Origin of the sequence: Pyruvatibacter sp. HU-CL02332 (genome assembly GCF_040362765.1) — a bacterium.
Classification (GTDB): Bacteria; Pseudomonadota; Alphaproteobacteria; order CGMCC-115125; family CGMCC-115125; genus Pyruvatibacter.
Genome location: NZ_BAABWK010000002.1, coordinates 853,516 through 870,878, shown reverse-complemented (window position 1 = coordinate 870,878; position 17,363 = coordinate 853,516). Strand labels below are relative to the sequence as shown.

Annotated in this window: 18 protein-coding genes; 8 read left to right on the top strand and 10 right to left on the bottom strand. The window is 59.7% G+C overall.

Annotation, left to right across the window (positions count from 1 at the left end; all coding sequences use genetic code 11):
* Nucleotides 1-15: 15 nt before the first annotated feature.
* On the bottom strand, nt 16-678 hold the full coding sequence (locus tag ABXH05_RS14765; RefSeq protein ID WP_353561842.1) for a DAPG hydrolase family protein: 663 nt from the start codon (nt 676-678) through the stop codon (nt 16-18).
* A 109-nt stretch (nt 679-787) separates the two neighbouring features.
* On the opposite strand from ABXH05_RS14765, the gene ABXH05_RS14760 reads away from it, so the two are divergent.
* Complete coding sequence (locus ABXH05_RS14760; RefSeq protein WP_353561840.1) at nt 788-1,483, top strand: TetR/AcrR family transcriptional regulator; 696 nt, start codon at nt 788-790, stop codon at nt 1,481-1,483.
* Here ABXH05_RS14760 and ABXH05_RS14755 read toward each other — a convergent pair.
* The 9 genes from ABXH05_RS14755 to ABXH05_RS14715 form a co-directional block, all read right to left on the bottom strand.
* Nucleotides 1,480-1,974, bottom strand: coding sequence for a DUF934 domain-containing protein (locus ABXH05_RS14755; RefSeq protein WP_353561838.1), 495 nt, complete (start codon nt 1,972-1,974; stop codon nt 1,480-1,482). The two genes, ABXH05_RS14760 and ABXH05_RS14755, sit on opposite strands and share 4 nt — an antisense overlap.
* Nucleotides 1,961-3,619 (bottom strand): nitrite/sulfite reductase, encoded by a 1,659-nt coding sequence (locus tag ABXH05_RS14750; RefSeq protein WP_353561836.1) that lies wholly within the window; start codon nt 3,617-3,619, stop codon nt 1,961-1,963. Before ABXH05_RS14750 ends, ABXH05_RS14755 begins: the two co-directional genes overlap by 14 nt.
* Before the next feature lie 51 nt (nt 3,620-3,670).
* On the bottom strand, nt 3,671-3,988 hold the full coding sequence (locus ABXH05_RS14745; RefSeq protein ID WP_353561834.1) for a DUF2849 domain-containing protein: 318 nt from the start codon (nt 3,986-3,988) through the stop codon (nt 3,671-3,673).
* Nucleotides 3,989-4,162: 174 nt separating this feature from the next.
* Complete coding sequence (locus ABXH05_RS14740) at nt 4,163-4,975, bottom strand: ABC transporter permease (RefSeq protein ID WP_353561832.1); 813 nt, start codon at nt 4,973-4,975, stop codon at nt 4,163-4,165.
* Nucleotides 4,972-5,745, bottom strand: coding sequence for an ABC transporter ATP-binding protein (locus tag ABXH05_RS14735; RefSeq protein WP_353561831.1), 774 nt, complete (start codon nt 5,743-5,745; stop codon nt 4,972-4,974). The genes ABXH05_RS14740 and ABXH05_RS14735 overlap by 4 nt, the downstream gene beginning before the upstream one ends.
* A 22-nt stretch (nt 5,746-5,767) precedes the next feature.
* Nucleotides 5,768-6,817 carry an ABC transporter substrate-binding protein gene (locus ABXH05_RS14730; protein ID WP_353561829.1) on the bottom strand — a complete coding sequence of 350 codons (1,050 nt, stop codon included), beginning with the start codon at nt 6,815-6,817 and terminating at the stop codon, nt 5,768-5,770.
* Nucleotides 6,818-6,907: 90 nt separating this feature from the next.
* Nucleotides 6,908-7,435, bottom strand: a complete 528-nt coding sequence (locus ABXH05_RS14725) for a DUF1254 domain-containing protein (RefSeq protein WP_353561827.1) — start codon at nt 7,433-7,435, stop codon at nt 6,908-6,910.
* Nucleotides 7,432-8,040: a DUF1214 domain-containing protein gene (locus ABXH05_RS14720; RefSeq protein ID WP_353561825.1), complete on the bottom strand. Its 609-nt coding sequence runs from the start codon at nt 8,038-8,040 to the stop codon at nt 7,432-7,434. Before ABXH05_RS14720 ends, ABXH05_RS14725 begins: the two co-directional genes overlap by 4 nt.
* Before the next feature lie 120 nt (nt 8,041-8,160).
* The gene (locus ABXH05_RS14715) at nt 8,161-10,485 is read right to left on the bottom strand and encodes a transglycosylase domain-containing protein (RefSeq protein WP_353561824.1); all 2,325 of its coding nucleotides are present in this window, start codon (nt 10,483-10,485) and stop codon (nt 8,161-8,163) included.
* A 193-nt stretch (nt 10,486-10,678) separates the two neighbouring features.
* Between ABXH05_RS14715 and ABXH05_RS14710 the strand changes: the two genes are divergently transcribed.
* The 7 genes from ABXH05_RS14710 (at nt 10,679) to ABXH05_RS14680 (ending at nt 17,336) form a co-directional block, all read left to right on the top strand.
* Nucleotides 10,679-11,176, top strand: a complete 498-nt coding sequence (locus ABXH05_RS14710; protein ID WP_353561822.1) for a YcgN family cysteine cluster protein — start codon at nt 10,679-10,681, stop codon at nt 11,174-11,176.
* Nucleotides 11,177-11,315: 139 nt separating this feature from the next.
* Nucleotides 11,316-11,831, top strand: a complete 516-nt coding sequence (locus ABXH05_RS14705) for a hypothetical protein (RefSeq protein WP_353561820.1) — start codon at nt 11,316-11,318, stop codon at nt 11,829-11,831.
* The gene (locus ABXH05_RS14700; RefSeq protein WP_353561818.1) at nt 11,731-13,050 is read left to right on the top strand and encodes a DNA-packaging protein; all 1,320 of its coding nucleotides are present in this window, start codon (nt 11,731-11,733) and stop codon (nt 13,048-13,050) included. Before ABXH05_RS14705 ends, ABXH05_RS14700 begins: the two co-directional genes overlap by 101 nt.
* A 73-nt stretch (nt 13,051-13,123) precedes the next feature.
* Nucleotides 13,124-14,311 carry a phage portal protein gene (locus ABXH05_RS14695; RefSeq protein ID WP_353561816.1) on the top strand — a complete coding sequence of 396 codons (1,188 nt, stop codon included), beginning with the start codon at nt 13,124-13,126 and terminating at the stop codon, nt 14,309-14,311.
* 802 nt (nt 14,312-15,113) lie between these two features.
* Nucleotides 15,114-15,365 (top strand): hypothetical protein, encoded by a 252-nt coding sequence (locus tag ABXH05_RS14690; protein ID WP_353561814.1) that lies wholly within the window; start codon nt 15,114-15,116, stop codon nt 15,363-15,365.
* Between the two features lie 29 nt (nt 15,366-15,394).
* Complete coding sequence (locus tag ABXH05_RS14685) at nt 15,395-16,030, top strand: HK97 family phage prohead protease (RefSeq protein WP_353561812.1); 636 nt, start codon at nt 15,395-15,397, stop codon at nt 16,028-16,030.
* Nucleotides 16,020-17,336 carry a phage major capsid protein gene (locus ABXH05_RS14680; protein WP_353561810.1) on the top strand — a complete coding sequence of 439 codons (1,317 nt, stop codon included), beginning with the start codon at nt 16,020-16,022 and terminating at the stop codon, nt 17,334-17,336. The genes ABXH05_RS14685 and ABXH05_RS14680 overlap by 11 nt, the downstream gene beginning before the upstream one ends.
* The last annotated feature ends 27 nt before the right edge of the window (nt 17,337-17,363 follow it).

Genomic DNA, 17,363 nt, shown 5'->3' with positions numbered 1-17,363 from the left:
GCGTCTGAAGCACCGTCATGAAGCCGACGATGGGGTTATCGCCTTTGTCTCAAAAAGCTCCGGCAGGAAATGTTCGAAGCATCCGACCTCTTCAAAATTGTGACGGATCCAGGCGGCACGTTGCGCTGCGCCAAAGCGGCGCGGCAACACTGCGGTGTTGATGATGCGCCGCAGAGGTCCGACCCCCCCGCCCGCACGCATGCAGCTTTGGTAAATCGCACCGTTCGGGGAGTCTTTGAAGACATGGTCCAGCTCAAGCAACCGGTGACCCGCAACGTCCAGGTGAAGACCGACACCGCGCCCGTCCCACCGATGAATTCCCGAACGGGCGTCAATCGAGAAACGCTTGTCCCGGCCAAACACTTCTTGAATATGTACCCGCTCTTTGGGCGCAACACGGCCTGCCTCGTTGCGGGTCAGTTTGACAGCCACATGATCGCGTGGATGCCAGAGATGGTAGGCGGGCAGGGATTGACCGCGATAGGTGGCTGTTCCGTCAAACACCTGAAACCACCAGGTGAGCATCTCTGTGGTCACGCCCTTCAACGGCGCATGGTCGAGCCGAATTTCGTACCGCCCGTCACCCAGATGCGTCTCGACCACTTCGCAATCGTCAGCGGTACGAAATGTCCATCCAAAGTCGTAAGGAGCTGGAAGTCTTTTCACCAGAGATGCCATAGGAAGCCTCCTGCCAATAAGGTATAGTCGTGACTATACTCCCTTCTCTGCGAGTGTAAAGTGGCTACTATACTTTTCGACCCACGGACGATTCGAAAGGCATGTGCGCATGACCTCAGACACACTGGACGCGCTGAAGACTTTTGATGCGAAGGGGCCGACGCCGCGCAATGAGATCGAAGGGCGTATCCTGGATGCGGCCGGACGGGTGTTCGGCAAGAAGGGGTTTCACGATGCCCGGACGGCCGAGATTGCCAAAGCGGCCAAAACCACTGAACGCACCTTGTTCAAGTATTTTCCGAGCAAGGCTGATTTGTTTGCTGCCGCGTTGATGCCTGCTGTCGTGTCCATGACCGTTGACGAAGGACTTCAGCAGACGCGGGACCTTTGGGCAGCCACATCGCCTGACTTTGAGACCTGGCACAATGCGCTTGTCCGCACACGTCTGGAGCAAAGCCGCAATGTCGCGCCGCAACTTCGCATGCTCATCGCTACTCTGTGTACGGATGAAGACGTGCGTCTCTGGTTTGTTGATGCTTGGCGTGATCAGGTGTGGCAGGCAGCAGTCAAGGCGCTAAAGAGGTTTCAGGAGGAGGGCATGCTTCGGCGCGACATATCCCCTGAAACAGCCGCAAGGCTGATCGTTTCGGTGAACCTGGGATATGTACTCACCAGATTCATTCTGGCACCCGATCACCCGTTTGACGATGACGCAGAAATTGAAGCCAACACACTATTGATGGCCGAATGCCTGACACCGCGATCCAAGACGTCGCGCCCCAAGACGTCCCGCAAGCAGCCCTAGCCGCCGTGGCGCTTCTGGAGTGCCGTCTTCTGCCCGTCACCGGTCGGCTGATAGACGACGCTGAACCGGCTGTTGGCGTCCGCCCAGGCTTCTTCGGTAATCCGGTCATCACCATCGACCGCGTCATAGCCGCAGCGCACGAGGTAATGCAGTTGGTCCACCAACACTCCGCCGGTTGCCCGCAGCTCGCCTTCAAACTTGCCGCGATGGCGGATGAGGCGTCCGTATGAGAAGCCGCGCCCGTCCTTGAACTGTGGAAAGTCCACGGCAATCAGCCCGAACCGGTCGAGGTCATCCATGATCTCATCCGGGTTGTCGCTGCTTTCCAGCGCCACACCAATCGGCTTGTTGCGCGTCAGCAGCGCATCACGATCTTTCAGCCAGCGCGTCATGCTGATGAGCGCATGGCAGTCTTCGGGCAGGTCCGCGTCGTCTTCAACACGCACCCACTTGTCGTCACTGACAGCAACCCCATCCTTAAGCAGCGGCATAGAGAGTCTCCTTGAAGGGGTCGATGCCAATCCGGCGGTAGGTATCGAGGAATATTTCACCGTCTTTGCGGTTCGCCACAAAGGTCTCAACGATAGTCTCGATGGCGCCGACGATCTCGTCTTCCGTGAAGGCGGGACCAACAATGTCGCCAACAGCAGCGTTCTCGTCCGCAGACCCGCCAAGAGTGACTTGATAGAATTCAACGCCCTTCTTGTCGACGCCGAGAATGCCGATATGGCCCACATGGTGGTGACCGCAGGCATTGATGCAGCCTGAAATCTTGACCTTCAGCTCGCCAATGTCATGCTCTTTATCCAGATCCGCAAAGCGCTCTGAAATCATCTGGCCGATGGAGATCGACCGCGCATTGGCAAGGTCGCAATAGTCGAGACCGGGGCAGACGATCATGTCGGAGATCAGCCCGATATTCGGGGTCGCCAGCAAGGCCGCATCCAGACGCTTCCAGACTTCATAAAGGTCTGACTTCTTGACATCCGGCAGGGTGAGGTTCTGCTCATGCGTCACGCGCACTTCATCGAAGCTGAATGTTTCGGCGAGATCAGCAACCGCATCCATCTGCGCGTCAGACGCGTCACCGGCAATGCCGCCAATCGGCTTGAGCGACACATTGACGATCGCATAGCCCGGCACTTTGTGGTCGGCGAGGTTGGTGCGTGCCCATTGGGCAAACGCCTTGTCCTCAGCCAGTGCCTTTTCATAGCCGGCATCGCTGTCTGGCAGCGTTTCATAGGCAGGAGGCGCGAAATACGCGCGAATGCGCTCAATTTCGCCATCCGGCAGTTTCAGGTCTTCGCCTGCGCCGCCTTTGGCAAACTCTTCTTTCACCTGACGTGCAAATTCTTCCGCACCCAGAGCATGCACAAGAATCTTGATGCGCGCCTTGTAGAGATTGTCCCGGCGTCCATGCATGTTGTAGACGCGCATGATCGCATCCATGAAGTGCAGCAGGTCGCGGGCAGGAATTTTCTGGCCCACGAGATGCGCCACCATCGGCGTGCGTCCCTGGCCACCACCGGCATAGATATCAAAGGCCGGTTCGCCGTTGTCCCCTTCAACAATGATGATGCCCACATCGTGCATCTTGATGGCCGCGCGGTCATTGCTGTGACCCGTCACCGCAATTTTGAACTTGCGTGGCAGGAACGTGTATTCCGGATGGAACGTTGACCACTGGCGCAGGATTTCAGCCCATACGCGCGGGTCGTCAATTTCACCGGCAGCAACACCGGCATACTGGTCCGACGTCACATTGCGAATGCAGTTACCCGACGTCTGGATCGCGTGCATTTCGACGGTCGCAAGATCATCCAGAATGTCCGGCACGTCTTTCAGCTTTGGCCAGTTGTACTGAATGTTCTGGCGCGTGGTGAAGTGGCCATAGCCCTTGTCATATTTGCGTGCCACATGGGCCAGCATCCGCATCTGGGTCCCTGACAGCGTGCCGTAAGGAATAGCCACCCGCAGCATGTAGGCGTGCAGCTGGAGGTAAAGACCATTCATCAGCCGCAAAGGCTTGAACTCGTCTTCCGTCAGTTCGCCTGCCAGGCGGCGCTTCACCTGTCCGGTGAACTCCGTGACGCGTTCCTTGACGATGGTGTGGTCGAATTCATCGTAGCGATACATGGTCTGTCTCTAACGTTGTGCCTGCGCCCAAATCGGACCGGCGAATGTCACTCAGGAGGCCTGCTTGCCAAGGTCAAGGCGCACTGTCGGGCCCGTTGCGCGAATCTGCTCGCGCACGCTAATCGGCTTCGGCGTTGTACCGTCCACATCCACATCAAACAGATAGGGGTTCACAACGTGCTGGTCTTTCACCGCCTGCGCCGCCACATCCATCAGCTTGGCGCCTTCGTCCTTACCGTCAGCAATGACGGCATCAGAAAGCACCTCAGACCAGTCATGGTCGCCGGTCAGATACACCGGCTCTCCGTCCAGCAGCCGATTGGCTGTCAGCGAATGAAACCGGGCTTTTTTGTTGATGTGTTGGGCCATGAATTTCCAGGTCGTTCAGTGTGGATTAGTCGCGCGTCGCAACGCATGCGGAGACGCATATCGCGCAGTGGTGAATTTGCTGCGCCACGTCTATCTGGAACATGGGGAATACGCAATTATCCGTCAATATTTGTGTGAAAATAAAGGAACCACACAAAATTTGCGTGATAATGGCTATTTGGCGCCTTTTTCTGCGCTGTCATGCCAATGCCGCAGCAAATGGTGCTCAAGCGCAGATAGCGCAAAAAACAGGACAATTCCCAAAGAGGACAGCAGAACCAGCGCCGCAAACATGCGCGCCACCTGCAGCCGGTTTCCTGCCTCGATGATCCGCCAGGCCAGCCCGGTGGATGTGCCCGAGCCCGCCACAAACTCGGCAACCACAGTGCCGATCAGCGCAAGGCCAGCAGAAATCTTCATGGCCGACAGCAGATAGGGCAGGGCGGAGGGCAAGCGGACACCTGTAATGATCTGCCACCGGCTGGCCCCATAGAGTTGAAACAGGTCAATCAGATTTTGGTCCGCCGCGCGAAGACCCGCCGTCATGTTGGCGAGAACAGGAAAGAAGGCGGCAATGACAGCAAGAATGGTCACCGCCGCTTCTGCATTGTCCAGCCCGACCCAGATGAGAATGAGCGGTGCAATTGCGACAATAGGCGTCACTTGCAGGGCAACTGCGTAAGGGTACAGCGCCCGCGCTGCCAGACGGCTCTCTGTAAACAGCACCGCAAAACCTGTCCCCAGAACAAGCGCCAGGAAGAATGCCAGCAGCGTGATGCGCAACGTCACCCACAACGATCCCATGAGCGACCCAAAGCCGCTCACAAGCGCATCACCAATCGCCAAAGGCCCCGGCAACACATAGGCCGGAATCTCCAGCTGGTGGACCAGTAGTTCCCATGCAGTCAGAACGGCAATGCCGAACAGGACGGGGAGTCCCCAGCGCATCAGCGGCCCGTCGGCGCGCAATGGTGAGTGCGCAGTCACGACACGCGCCGGGATTGAGATGCGACGCCCGCAGCAGCGCGAAGCTGGGCCGTCACATCGGCTGATATCTGTGCAAAGCGCGGATTCGCGCGCCAGCCGTCGCCCCGGTCAACCGGTGCCTCAACCGGTACATCCGCCACAAACGCGCCGGGCCGGGCCGGCATCACCAAAATGCGCGTTGAAAGATACGCCGCTTCATAGACACTGTGCGTGACGTAGATAACCGTCCACTTATGTTCCGCCCACAGGTCGTTGAGATCATCGTTGAGTTTTTCCCGGGTTATCTCGTCCAGAGCTGCAAACGGTTCATCCATCAACAGCACACGGGGCTTCAGCGATAGGGCGCGGGCAATGGAAACCCTCATCCGCATGCCGCCGGACAGCTCGCGTGGATACGCACTCTGCCGCCCGCCCAGTCCAACGCGTTCCAATGCTTCATCAATGAGGGGCTGTGCGTCTTCTCTGGACATACCGCGCAGCCGGTGCGGCAGCCACACATTGTCCGCAACCGTGGCCCACGGCATCAGTGTCGAATCCTGAAACACGAACCCCACATCATCCGGCTGGCCGTTGGTCCATGTGATGCTGCCGGCGCTTGGCTCATCCAGCCCGGCGACCAAACGCAGCAGCGTGCTCTTGCCGCAGCCAGACGGACCAACCAGTGAGACGAAACTCCCTTCCTCAATATCGGCGGAGATGTCGGCAAGCGCAGCTGTGCCATCGGCAAACCGCCGGCCAATATTGTTCAGTGTAAGGAAGGGGGTGCTCACGGTTGCCTAGTTGCCCAATTGCCTAGTCGCCCTGGGCTGCGGGCAGTCCCGGCATGTCCATCGGTCCCTTGTTGACGAACTCGCTGGTAAACGCTGCCTTCCAATCCAGATCAGCCTCGTACACGCCATTGGCGGACATGACTTCAAAGAAGGTGCGCCAGCGATCTTCTGTCATGGCACCAAGACCAAGTGTCTTTGCGTCACCCCCTGTCGCCAGCTCATAGCTCAGCATCTTCTCGCGCGCCTGTGCCAGAACGTCAGCTGTGATTTCCGGGTTGTCCTGCAGGATCAGCGCGTTTGCCGGTTCCGGGTCGCCATAAAGATAGTCGTACCACCCCTCGATGGTGCCATCGACAAAGGCCTGAATGACCTCCGGGCTTTCCTCAATCCACGCATTGGGCGCCAGCACCATGGTTGCGTATCCGGGGTAGCCATTGTCCGCCAGCAGATAGACCTCCGGCGCGACGCCGCCCTCTTTTTCAATCGTGTAAGGCTCGGATGTCACATAGCCCTGCTGGATGGCCGTCTCATCCACCAGAAACGGCGCCAGGTTGTAGGTGTATTTTCTGATCTGATCGTCGCTGAAATCATACTTGGCCTTCAGCCACACCCAGAACGCGCTGATGGTCGCGTCAGAAATCATGATGGGCTTGCCCTTCATGTCCGCCAGCGACGTCACGTCGTCACGTGGATGCGTAATCAGAACCTGAGGGTCTTTCTGGAACACCGTCATCACCGCACGCACGGGAATGCCGGCCTCAACAATGCGCAAGGGAATAAAGCTGTTGGACCCCATGCCGAAATCAACAGCGCCGCCGGCCATGAGCTGAGGCACATTCACACCGGGCCCGCCGGGCAGGATTTCGACTTCCAATCCGCGCTTGGCGTAAAAGCCTTTGGCCACGGCCTGATAAAACCCGCCATGTTCGGCCTGGGCTTTCCAGTCGGTGGCGAAAGTAATGCGCTGGGTGCCGCCGTCGTCCGTAAGAGACTGAGGTTCGGTCAGCCACATCCCAAGCGCGATTAACACCACGGCTGCGATACCGGCACCAATTAGCCCTAGCCTGCCCATGCACGAACTCCCCTGCGGTCCTAGATGTTCACAGGAAACTAGCACGCTCACCGACGGCTGCCACTAGTCAACGGATTGGGGAGAGGTGGTCTAGCGCGTCAGGGTTTCGCAGGTCGCGTTGCGGCGCACTGGATCAAGCTCAAGATAGTTCTCGCGGTCGGTCACAAGCATCCGCATCAGCACCACGCCTTTGTCCGTTGGCGCGAACGATACGGGGATGCCGTCAAAGCCGGTCACCTCGTCTTCTTCGCGGCGGATCAGGAGTTCCAGCGTGTCACCTGCAACCTGCTGATCATTGACCACGAAGAAGTTGTCTGTGTTGTGGGCAAAAGCCGAGACCGACCAATAGGTCTCCGGCACTGCTGCTTTCACCAGCATCGGCCCTTCCGACATGTCGAACAGGCAGATGGAGTAGGCAAGGTCCGGGCTCGGGCGCACAACCGTGCGTGCCGAGGCGTCCGGCGGCGGTGTGTGCAACACGCGTTTGTCTGCATCCGCATCCGCCATGCGCATCATCGCAAGGGTCATCACACTTGGCGGCACCAGCAGCACCGTCAGGATGTGCACGATCAGCGTCAGCACGATGGCAGCACCAATCCAAAGCGGCCAGGTTCTCATGAGGCCGCTCCCGCATCTGTGCACGACATGCGCTTGATTTCCGGCAGGCCGACATTCTCCAGATTGCCAATGATCTGCGCTGACGGGTTGTACAGCCGCAGTGTCAGCGAGAAGAAGTCGTTCTTCTTCACCGGCAGCCAGTTGCTTTGCTGCTCGCTGGCAGAAACATTGATGCGCCACTTGGCGATGGGCGCAAAACGCAGACCAAGCGACGCCACATTATAGGAAAACCGTTCCTGCTCGTTGTGCATCAAATAGTGGTCGCTGCCATAAGCAGTGATGCTCCACCAGCGTGCCGCCAGATTGCGCCCTGTCACTTCATAGGTGCACGCACCGCTTAAAGGCCGGCCGTCATCGTCCTGCGTCGCGGTGAAGTAAACAGCTTCCGACTTGTTGAGAGCCAGCAGACCCGTCAATGCGATCTGCGCCCGCGTGTAAGGGTCAGACGCCGCAGACCCGATCGCGGTCGATGTGTACCAGGGGCCGTTTTGAATCCCGGATGCTGCCACAGCTCCCATGATGGCCCACCAGGCTGAGCCCGCGCCGACGACGACGGCAAACAACACAATGCCGGTCAGCTTTAAAATGGATGCGAGACGGAACATGGGCAGCAATGAGCCTTCTAGGCGAGAGATAGAGTGGGGGCAAATTCGTCAACTGAGTTTATGCGCGCAAAGCCACCGGGTTCCAGCGTTGGATTACGCCACGGTTAACCCGTACGCACTTTAGTCATCGCGGCTGCGAAACACACTGCGATCCATCCTGCGCGATCGTGTCTGAGTTGATTCAGGCGCAGTAGCTTGAAGTGTCGGAGCCGCCGCCAACGAATTCGACAGCCCGTTCAGCTTTCCGCGTAGGGCTGAATAGGTGGGAACGACGGGGGCTTCCACGACGGGAAGCTCATCTGTCTCTGGTTCAGGCTCCTGGTATTGCGATGGATGCGGCCTCACCCAGATGCGCTTGTAGATGGGGCGCTCGGGCTTGCCTTCATGGGCCGCCGTCATGAAGTTGGCCCAGGTCTCCGCCGGAAGCGTACCGCCATAAACGCGATCCATCTCCGTGTTGTCATCATTGCCCATCCACACCCCGGCCACGAGATCCGCCGTATAGCCGACAAACAAGGCATCGCGATTGTCATTGGTGGTGCCAGTCTTGCCTGCAGCTTCGCGGGTGCCCAAAGCGGCTTTGCGGCCTGTGCCGATGGAGATCACACGCTTGAGCATCTTCGTCATTGTCTGAACATCGCCCGAAGTCGCAACCTTGTTCAGGATCGGCGTGATTGTGGCATCTTCATCCACTTGCTCCTCACCGAAATTGTTTTCCCGATACGGTGGCGGCATGGCCCCAACAAAGGTGCGCGCCCGCTCATAGAGCACCTCACCATCCACATTAGAGATGCGGGCAATGCCGTGCGCAGGTGCTTCAAAGCCACCGTTCGCCAGGGGCACATAGGAGCCGGTCAGTTCATGTAGCTTTGTCCCCATGGCACCCAGAGCCAGTGAGGGGTGTGCCGGCAGGGGCGTTGTAATGCCCGACGCCCGCGCATAGTCCGCCACCTTGTCCAGCCCCACCTTGTATCCGACACGAACCGCGATGGTGTTGACCGAATAGGCAATGGCATTGCGCATCTCCATCCAGCCGCTATAGCGCTTGTTGGCATTGAGCGGCATCCACCCGTTGATCCGCACCGGCCTGTCTACAATGCCGCTATAGGGCGTGTAGCCGTTTTGAAGCGCCGCCATATAGACAAGCGGTTTGAACGCGGAGCCCGGCTGACGAATGGCCTGGGTCGCGCGGTTGAACTGGCTTTCAAGATAGTCCCGTCCGCCGACCATGGCTTTCACAGCACCATTGTGGTCCAGCGCAACAAGGGCACCCTGATCGACGTTGGCATTGCTCCGCAATCCATCAAACGTTGCTGCCAGTGCCTCTTCGCCCATGCGTTGCAGGTCCGGGTCGAAGGTCGTCTCCACCACCAGCTCGCGCGGTGGACCGTCCACGAAGAGCGGCATCCGCGAATACACCCAGTCCACAAAATAGGACGCCCGCATATCCGGCGACCGTTCCTCCAGATCAACGACCGCGGGGGCTGCGCGTGCCGCTTCAATCTCCGCTGCAGTCATCCAGCCGGTCTCTTCCAGCTTCTCAAGAACCAGCGCCGCGCGATCCTGGGCCCGGGAAAGGTCTTTGGCGGGCGAAAGCTGTGCAGGTGCCTTGGGCAAGCCGGCAATCAGCGCTGCTTCGCTCACGGTCAGATCACGCACGCTCTTGCTGAAATAGACTTTGGATGCCGCCTCAACGCCATACGCCCCGGCGCCCAGATAAATCCGGTTGAGATAAAGCTCCAGAATTTCATCCTTGGTCAGTTGCTGTTCGAGCCAGAAGGCAAGGGCTGCCTCCTGCGCCTTGCGGCCAAAGGTGCGTGACCCGTCGAGATACAGATTGCGCGCCAGCTGCTGGGTAATGGTGCTGCCGCCTTCGACAATGCCGCCGGCTGCAAAGTTGGCCTGTGCCGCACGCAGAACACCCAGAATATCCACGCCCCAGTGCCGGTAGAAACGCCGGTCTTCCATCGCAAGCACCGCCTGCACCAGATAGGGCGGCATCTCTGACAGCGGCACGGTTTCTTCCTGCCGGTAGCCGCGATGGGCCAGCAGGTCACCATTGGCGTCCAGAAACGTGACGTTCACATCGCCGTTCGCAATGCTGCCGATGGACCAGGGGTCCACCTTGCCCGGCAGCCCAAGCGCCAGCGGCAACATGAAAATGAGCAGCAGCGTCGCGAACGACGAAAACAGCATCAGCCGAAACCCGCCCCCCATGCGTCCGCGCCGAATGGCTTTGGCGTCATCATCGAGTTTTTGATCTTTGTTTGGACGCACACCCGATGTGGCCAGCGGGGCATAGCCCAGGGCCAGGTCCGGCGTGTCGTCAAACCGGTCACTGCTGACGAAATCAACGCGCGATCGGGCATCCGCGGGATGTGATGATCCCGCGGGCGGCCACGAGCCATGCAGCCCGCTGTCGCGATTACCGTTATACGTCCCCATCGTCCCCAAAAAGCCTTGTTGAGGCCCCGCACTCAATTTTAGGTCTGTCCCGCATGATCACAGGACGGTATTGGTCAGCTTAAAGGCTATCGGGATCGCACCGCGACCCCCAAAAACATCAGGCAAAACCAGTCGGCCGAAACTAGTGGCAGTGCGGCGGCAAACAAAGAATTTCGGCAATTTGAGGTAAACGATGAACACCCGTTCACCATCCACCCCCATCTCGGGCGCTAACGGCGGCCCCGATCAGCCGTTCTGGGAGACCAAGAAACTGGCTGACATGACAACGTCAGAGTGGGAAAGCCTGTGTGACGGTTGCGCCCGCTGCTGCCTCATCAAGCTGGAAGACGAAGACACCGGTGACATCGAAACCACCAACATCGTCTGCCACCTGCTGGACCAGAATCTGTGCCGCTGCACAGATTACGCAAATCGTACAAAACGCGTCCCCACCTGCATCAAGCTGACCCCGGGCAACGTGGCTGCGATAAAATGGATGCCAACCTCCTGTGCCTACCGCCGACTGGCCGAGGGCAGGGGTCTTGCTAGCTGGCATCCCTTGGTTTCCGGCGATCCGGAGAGCATCCACTTGTCAGGAATATCCGTCCAGGGCAAGGTCATCAGCGAAGAAGGCATCCCCGAAGATGAGCTGGAAGACTATCTGGCGATTTGGGAAGACGGCGACGAATAGGCGTGATAGAAGAAAAAAGTACGAAATGAGTAATTTTCCTATTGACCCCAGAACGGTCCTCAGGTAGTATCTCTTCACGCTCAAGAATTGGGTCTGACAATCAGGCCCACCCAAGCTGATCCCACAAATCACAGATCAAATGACACACCCCGACTGGCCTGCCATCGAGGCAGCCTATCGCGACGGTGACTGCACGGTCGTGCAGATCATGGCGCGATACGGCATTACTCAATCGCAGCTCTACAAACACGCCCGTTCCCATGGCTGGCCACGCCGCCGCAAGCCGCTTCCGGTACGCGGCGTCATTCTGGACACGGTGGCGCGACCTGACGATGTATCGCTGGCAATGCTGTCACGCCTGAGTGCCAGCCTCGGCACTCTCATCAATGAGCTGGAAAAATCAGTTGGCCAGAAAGACCGTGCGGCCCGCGACAGCGAGCACGAGACCAGGCTGCTTGGCTCGCTCACGCAGGTGCTTGAGAAGCTGATGGCCCTGGCCGCCCGCTACGACAAACCGAACACCGACGCGGACATCCACGACACCAAGGCACATCATGACCGCATCGTCTCGGCGCTTGCTGAGCGCGTCGCTCGCCTCGGCAACGACCGAACAGCAGACGCGCTTCTTGCAGGGGCTGACACCCCAGGAAGCTGAGGCGCTCTTTTATGCGTGGGATGTGTGGGCGAGGGATGACCAGCTGCCTCCGGACCCGGATGACACCTGGACCACATGGCTGCTTCTGGGCGGACGTGGCGCCGGAAAGACCCGCGCCGGTGCGGAATGGATACGCGCACACACCCACGAGCCCATCCGCATTGCCCTCATTGGCGAAACGCTGGCAGATGTGCGCGACGTGATGGTGGAGGGCCCGTCCGGCCTGATTGATATTGCGCCGCCCCATGAGCGCCCGAAGTGGATTGCTTCCAAGCGCCGCGTGGAGTGGCCGTCCGGCGCACAGGCTCTGGCCTTCTCGTCTGAAGACCCTGAAGCCCTGCGTGGCCATCAGGCCCATATCGCCTGGGGGGACGAGTTCGCCAAATGGCGCCACATGCAGGAGACGTGGGACATGCTGCAATTCGGCCTGCGCCTGGGCGACATGCCCCGTCAGGTCGTGACAACAACGCCGCGCCCCGCACCTGCGCTCAAGCGCCTGCTGGCGGACCCGGCCACGCGGGTCAGCCGTGCAGCGACAATCGCCAATGCAGCAAACCTTGCGCCGGGCTTTCTGCGCACCGTCGCGCGCCTGTATGGCGGCACGCGCCTTGGACGACAGGAACTGAATGCTGAACTGCTTGAGGACAATCCCAACGCCCTGTGGCAACGCGACCTGATTGACCGTGCCCGCCTTGCAAGCGCACCCCAATTGCGCCGCATTGTCGTGGCGGTTGATCCTCCCGCAACATCCTCTCCGCGGGCGGACGAATGCGGCATCATTGTTGCGGGTGCTGACGACAAAGGCCACGGATACATTCTGGCCGACCGGTCAGCCGGCGGCCTCAGCCCCGCCCGCTGGGCGCGCCGCGTTGCGGATGCGTTTCACGCTTATGAGGCAGACCGCGTGGTGGCCGAAGTCAATCAGGGCGGCGAAATGGTGGAAGCCGTGTTGCGCCAGGTGGACCAGAGCCTGCCTGTTCGCCATGTCCGCGCCTCCCGCGGCAAAGCCGTCCGCGCAGAACCCGTTGCAGCTCTCTATGAACAAGGCCGCATTCATCACATAGGCGCGCACCCGCGCCTTGAAGACCAATTGTGCGAGTTCGACCCATCCGCCCCCGGACACTCCGGCTCGCCGGACCGACTGGACGCCCTCGTCTGGGCACTGACCGATCTGATGCTTGGCCCCAACGCCGGCGAACCCCGCCTGCGCAGCCTGTAGCCTCATGCCAACACACCGCTCTCCCTCCGGCTTGACCGGAGGGCCCATGGGCGGCGCCAACCCGAAAGCAAACATGCCTCTTTTTCCCTGGCTCTCTCGCCGGACGTTCAGCAAGACACCCGCCCGCATGCCTGAAACAAAGGCATCGCGCACCGGTCCCGTCGTCGCATTGCACCTGCAGGGCCGCCCGCGCTGGACGCCGCGCGACTATGCAGCTCTTGCCCGTGAAGGCCTGGAGAAAAATCCGATTGTCTATCGCGCCGTGCGCCGTATCGCAGAAAGCGCCGCCTCGGTGCCGCTGCTCATGTATCAGGGCAATGCGGAGCTAGAGAGCCACCCGCTGCTTGACCTGCTGGCCCGCCCCAATCCTATGGAGGAGGGCAGTGACGTCCGCTGCGCCTTCTTTGCCCACCTGCAAACCGCAGGCAATGCCTATATGGAAGCCGTCGAGGTGGATGGCACACCGCGCGAACTCTACGCCCTGCGCCCGGACCGTATGAAAGTCGTTCCCGGCCCCCAAGGCTGGCCCGAAGCCTATGAATATGCGTCCGGCGGCGAGACCGTCGCGTTTGCGTTGCCCGATACCGGCCCCATGACAGGCCCCATCCTGCATCTCAAACTATTTCACCCGACCGATGATCATTACGGCATGAGCCCGCTGGAAGCCGCCGCCTTCGCCATCGACATCCACAATGCTGCCGGAGCCTGGAACAAGGCCCTGCTGGACAACGCAGCCCGCCCCTCCGGCGCACTGGTCTATGCCGGTGCCGAGGGCGCAGAGCATCTGACCGACGAACAGTTCACACGATTGAAGGAAGAGCTGGAGCAAAACTATCAGGGTTCTGACAATGCAGGCCGTCCCCTGTTGCTGGAAGGCGGCTTAGACTGGAAGGCCATGTCCCTGAGCCCCAAGGACATGGATTTCATCGAAGCCAAAAACGTCGCCTCCCGCGAAATCGCCCTGGCCTTCGGCATCCCGCCCATGCTGCTCGGCATCCCCGGCGACAATACCTACGCCAACTACGCCGAAGCCAACCGTGCCTTCTGGCGCGAAACGGTCCTGCCTCTGGTCGGCCGCTACTGCCACGCCATCACCAACTGGCTCGCCCCCCGATACGGCGACAACCTGCGTATCTGGTACGACCCGGATGCTCTGGAAGCCCTGAATGCTGATCGAGAAGCCCTGTGGGAGCGCATTGGCGCTGCGGACTTCCTGGGCGCAGATGAAAAACGCCGGGCCGTGGGGTATGGTGAGAAGTGAGCCATGTCGGCCTAAATGCAGGAACTCTGTGGACCATACACATGCGGTCGGAGACGAGAAGAAACGCGGTTTCATTGCTGAGCCTCTTTGCGGTCGTGATCGGGACACCGTCTGCGGTGGTTTTTGTGGTCGCCTACTTCCTTGGATTCACCTACGTCTTTTACTCTGCTGTTGTGTTGTTGGTGGTTGCGATTGGCGCAAGGCTGGGAGCGGTGCGTCTCGCGCGCAACTACACTTGTCCGGGTTGCGGTGAGCGCGTCTACGGGTTTCATTCAATGATTGGTCCAACGCAATTTCCAACCGCATGTGTGAAGTGCGGTGCATCGCTCACGCAAATGCGTAAGGCAAGCGATGGTGGGACTCGAGCCCGAAATTCGGAGTGTTCGACCAGCAGTCCGGGTGCAACTGTGAAGGTTGCACAGGCACGCCCCATTGTGCCCGACATTCCTTCACCGTACGGAGTATCAGTGCAGGAGGAACAGACAAGGCGCGTCCGCAGGTCGAGCGCCCCAACCTTGGCTTTTCCGTTGGCCGTCGTCGTTTTGTTGATTTTCCAATCCACTGGGACAAGCTGGATTTATGTAGGCCCCGCACTTCTGATTGTTGCCGCCCTGTTTTTCGCAAACATCAAATGGCAGATGTCGGTTCGGTGTCCGAGATGCGGGCTATCGGTATCGCGTGCTGGCATAGAGAACGAGAGGCCTGGCAAAATGCCAATCGCCAGAAGCAAGTCACCGGATTCATGCCCCCGATGTGGCAATGCCTGGGACCTCGAACCTGCAGCAAAGACATCACTTGATAAATGACTGACACGACAGGCTGGCACCTCGACAAACGCGTGCCGATTGCTTTGATCGCCGCCATGTCGCTGCAGACCGCCGGGGCGCTTCTGTGGGCCGGGGCGGCCATGCAGCGCATCGACTATCTCGAGCGCGAGGTTTCTGCCAGCTCGATGATCGGTGAACGGACGGCGCGGGTGGAAGAACAGATGCGTTATCTGCGCCAGTCCGTGGACCGCATCGAGACCAAGCTGGACCGGCTGGGCGACAAGTAGACCGCCCCCTCAACACAAATGAGATCTGAATGACCCGACCGCTGTCATTGAAGCGCGCCGACGCGCCTGCGCGCGCCGGCGTTATCGCCACAGCACGTGTGCAGGACACAGGTGACGGCACGTTTGCAGGTTACGCCTCCCTCTTTGGGCAGGCTGACGACCAAAAGGACGTGGTATCGCCAGGCGCGTTCGCATCTGCCTTGCACCGTCGCGGTACGTCGCGCATCGCAATGCTCTATCAACATGAGCCGTCACGGCCCGTAGGCGTTTGGACGTCATTGCGTGAGGACGCGCGCGGCCTGTGGGTCGAAGGGCGGTTGGCCCTTGATGCTCAGGATGGACGCAACGCCCATGCGCTTCTTAAGGCAGGCGCGCTGACCGGTCTGTCCATCGGCTTCCACGCCGTCACCGCAGAGCGTCGTCAGGGCGGAGGTCGTCTGCTTCATGAAATCGACCTGTGGGAAATCTCACTTGTGACCTTTCCCATGCTCGATGCTGCGCGCATCTCGCAGGTCAAACAGGACACACATCCGTTGAACCCTTTTTCAGCAGCGCAGTCGCACGCTCTGGCGCGCGTCATGCGCCGCGCCGGCAAAGCCATTGCGCCCTCCAAAACTCCCCGCAGCATGCAACAGGCAAAGGAGCCCCATCCGCATGACGCTTGAAACCAAGGCAGCCCACCCCGCTGCCATACCCCCCTTTGAACACAAGGCTGAGGCGACCACAGCTGCCTCCGCGAATGCCTGGGACCCGCAGTCCGCAGAATTGCGCGATGCCTTCGGCGAGTTCCTGTCGGCCTTTGAACATTTCAAGGATGCCAACGACACGCGTCTGTCGCAGATCGAAAAGCGCATGTCGTCCGACGTTGTGACCTCCGACAAGGTGGACCGCATCAATGCCGCCATGGATGAACAGAAGCATCGCATGGACGAGCTGCTGCTGAAATCCAGCCGACCCGGCCGTAGTGGTGTCAGCACCGGCATGCTTTCTCATTCCGCGCTTGAGCATAAACGCGCCTGGGACGGCTACATGCGCAAGGGCGACGCGTTCGATCTTCGAGCGCTTGAGGTCAAGGCCCTGTCCACGCAGACAGACCCGGACGGCGGCTATCTCGTCCCCAGCGAAACCGAAAGTGAGATTGGGCGCGTGCTGTCCGAAGCCTCGCCCATCCGTGCCATCTCTGATGTACGTCAGGTGTCCGGCTCATCCCTGAAGAAGCCCATCGCGACCGCAGGCGCCATGTCCGGCTGGGTAGGCGAGGAAGAAACCCGCCCCGAGACGGCTGCGCCGGTTCTGTCCGAGATGGAGTTCCCCACCATGGAGCTCTACGCCATGCCAGCGGCCACCCAGTCATTGCTGGATGACAGTGCGGTCAACATCGAAGAGTGGCTGGCATCGGAAGTGCAGATCGCCTTCGCCGAACAGGAAGGCACAGCTTTCGTCCACGGTGACGGCGTCCGCAAACCGCGCGGTTTCCTGTCATATAATATTGTCGACGACGACACGTGGAGTTGGGGCAAGCTGGGCTACGTCCCATCGGGCTCCAACGGTGCGTTTGCGACGTCAAACCCGGAAGATGCCCTGGTTGACCTCGTCTACAGCCTCAAGTCTGGTTACCGATCCAACGCCAACTGGGTGATGAACCGGTCAACCCAGAGCGAGATCCGCAAGTTCAAGGATGCAGACGGCAATTATCTCTGGCAGCCGGGCCTGGTTGCCGGTCAGCCAGCCACATTGCTGAATTTCGCCATCACCGAAGCCGAAGACATGCCGGACATCGCAACGGATGCCAACGCATTGGCATTTGGCGATTTCCGCCGTGGGTATCTGGTGGTGGACCGTCTCGGCGTGCGGACCTTGCGCGACCCCTATACCCGCAAACCCTACGTGCTCTTCTACACAACAAAGCGCGTAGGCGGCGGTGTGCAGAACTTCGAAGCCATCAAACTCATGAAGTTTGCCGCTTCCTAATCCATCCCCCTACTGACAATTCAGGAC

Bases quoted from the DNA above. Each gene is read 5' to 3' on its own strand.
- ABXH05_RS14745 (WP_353561834.1), bottom strand. From the start codon at position 3,988: ATGGCCCAACACATCAACAAAAAAGCCCGGTTTCATTCGCTGACAGCC.
- ABXH05_RS14680 (WP_353561810.1), top strand. From the start codon at position 16,020: ATGACGCTTGAAACCAAGGCAGCCCACCCCGCTGCCATACCCCCCTTT.
- ABXH05_RS14690 (WP_353561814.1), top strand. From the start codon at position 15,114: ATGACTGACACGACAGGCTGGCACCTCGACAAACGCGTGCCGATTGCT.
- ABXH05_RS14730 (WP_353561829.1), bottom strand. From the start codon at position 6,817: ATGGGCAGGCTAGGGCTAATTGGTGCCGGTATCGCAGCCGTGGTGTTA.
- ABXH05_RS14715 (WP_353561824.1), bottom strand. From the start codon at position 10,485: ATGGGGACGTATAACGGTAATCGCGACAGCGGGCTGCATGGCTCGTGG.
- ABXH05_RS14710 (WP_353561822.1), top strand. From the start codon at position 10,679: ATGAACACCCGTTCACCATCCACCCCCATCTCGGGCGCTAACGGCGGC.
- ABXH05_RS14765 (WP_353561842.1), bottom strand. From the start codon at position 678: ATGGCATCTCTGGTGAAAAGACTTCCAGCTCCTTACGACTTTGGATGG.
- ABXH05_RS14705 (WP_353561820.1), top strand. From the start codon at position 11,316: ATGACACACCCCGACTGGCCTGCCATCGAGGCAGCCTATCGCGACGGT.
- ABXH05_RS14725 (WP_353561827.1), bottom strand. From the start codon at position 7,435: ATGAGAACCTGGCCGCTTTGGATTGGTGCTGCCATCGTGCTGACGCTG.
- ABXH05_RS14760 (WP_353561840.1), top strand. From the start codon at position 788: ATGACCTCAGACACACTGGACGCGCTGAAGACTTTTGATGCGAAGGGG.
- ABXH05_RS14685 (WP_353561812.1), top strand. From the start codon at position 15,395: ATGACCCGACCGCTGTCATTGAAGCGCGCCGACGCGCCTGCGCGCGCC.
- ABXH05_RS14750 (WP_353561836.1), bottom strand. From the start codon at position 3,619: ATGTATCGCTACGATGAATTCGACCACACCATCGTCAAGGAACGCGTC.
- ABXH05_RS14755 (WP_353561838.1), bottom strand. From the start codon at position 1,974: ATGCCGCTGCTTAAGGATGGGGTTGCTGTCAGTGACGACAAGTGGGTG.
- ABXH05_RS14700 (WP_353561818.1), top strand. From the start codon at position 11,731: ATGACCGCATCGTCTCGGCGCTTGCTGAGCGCGTCGCTCGCCTCGGCA.
- ABXH05_RS14720 (WP_353561825.1), bottom strand. From the start codon at position 8,040: ATGTTCCGTCTCGCATCCATTTTAAAGCTGACCGGCATTGTGTTGTTT.
- ABXH05_RS14695 (WP_353561816.1), top strand. From the start codon at position 13,124: ATGCCTCTTTTTCCCTGGCTCTCTCGCCGGACGTTCAGCAAGACACCC.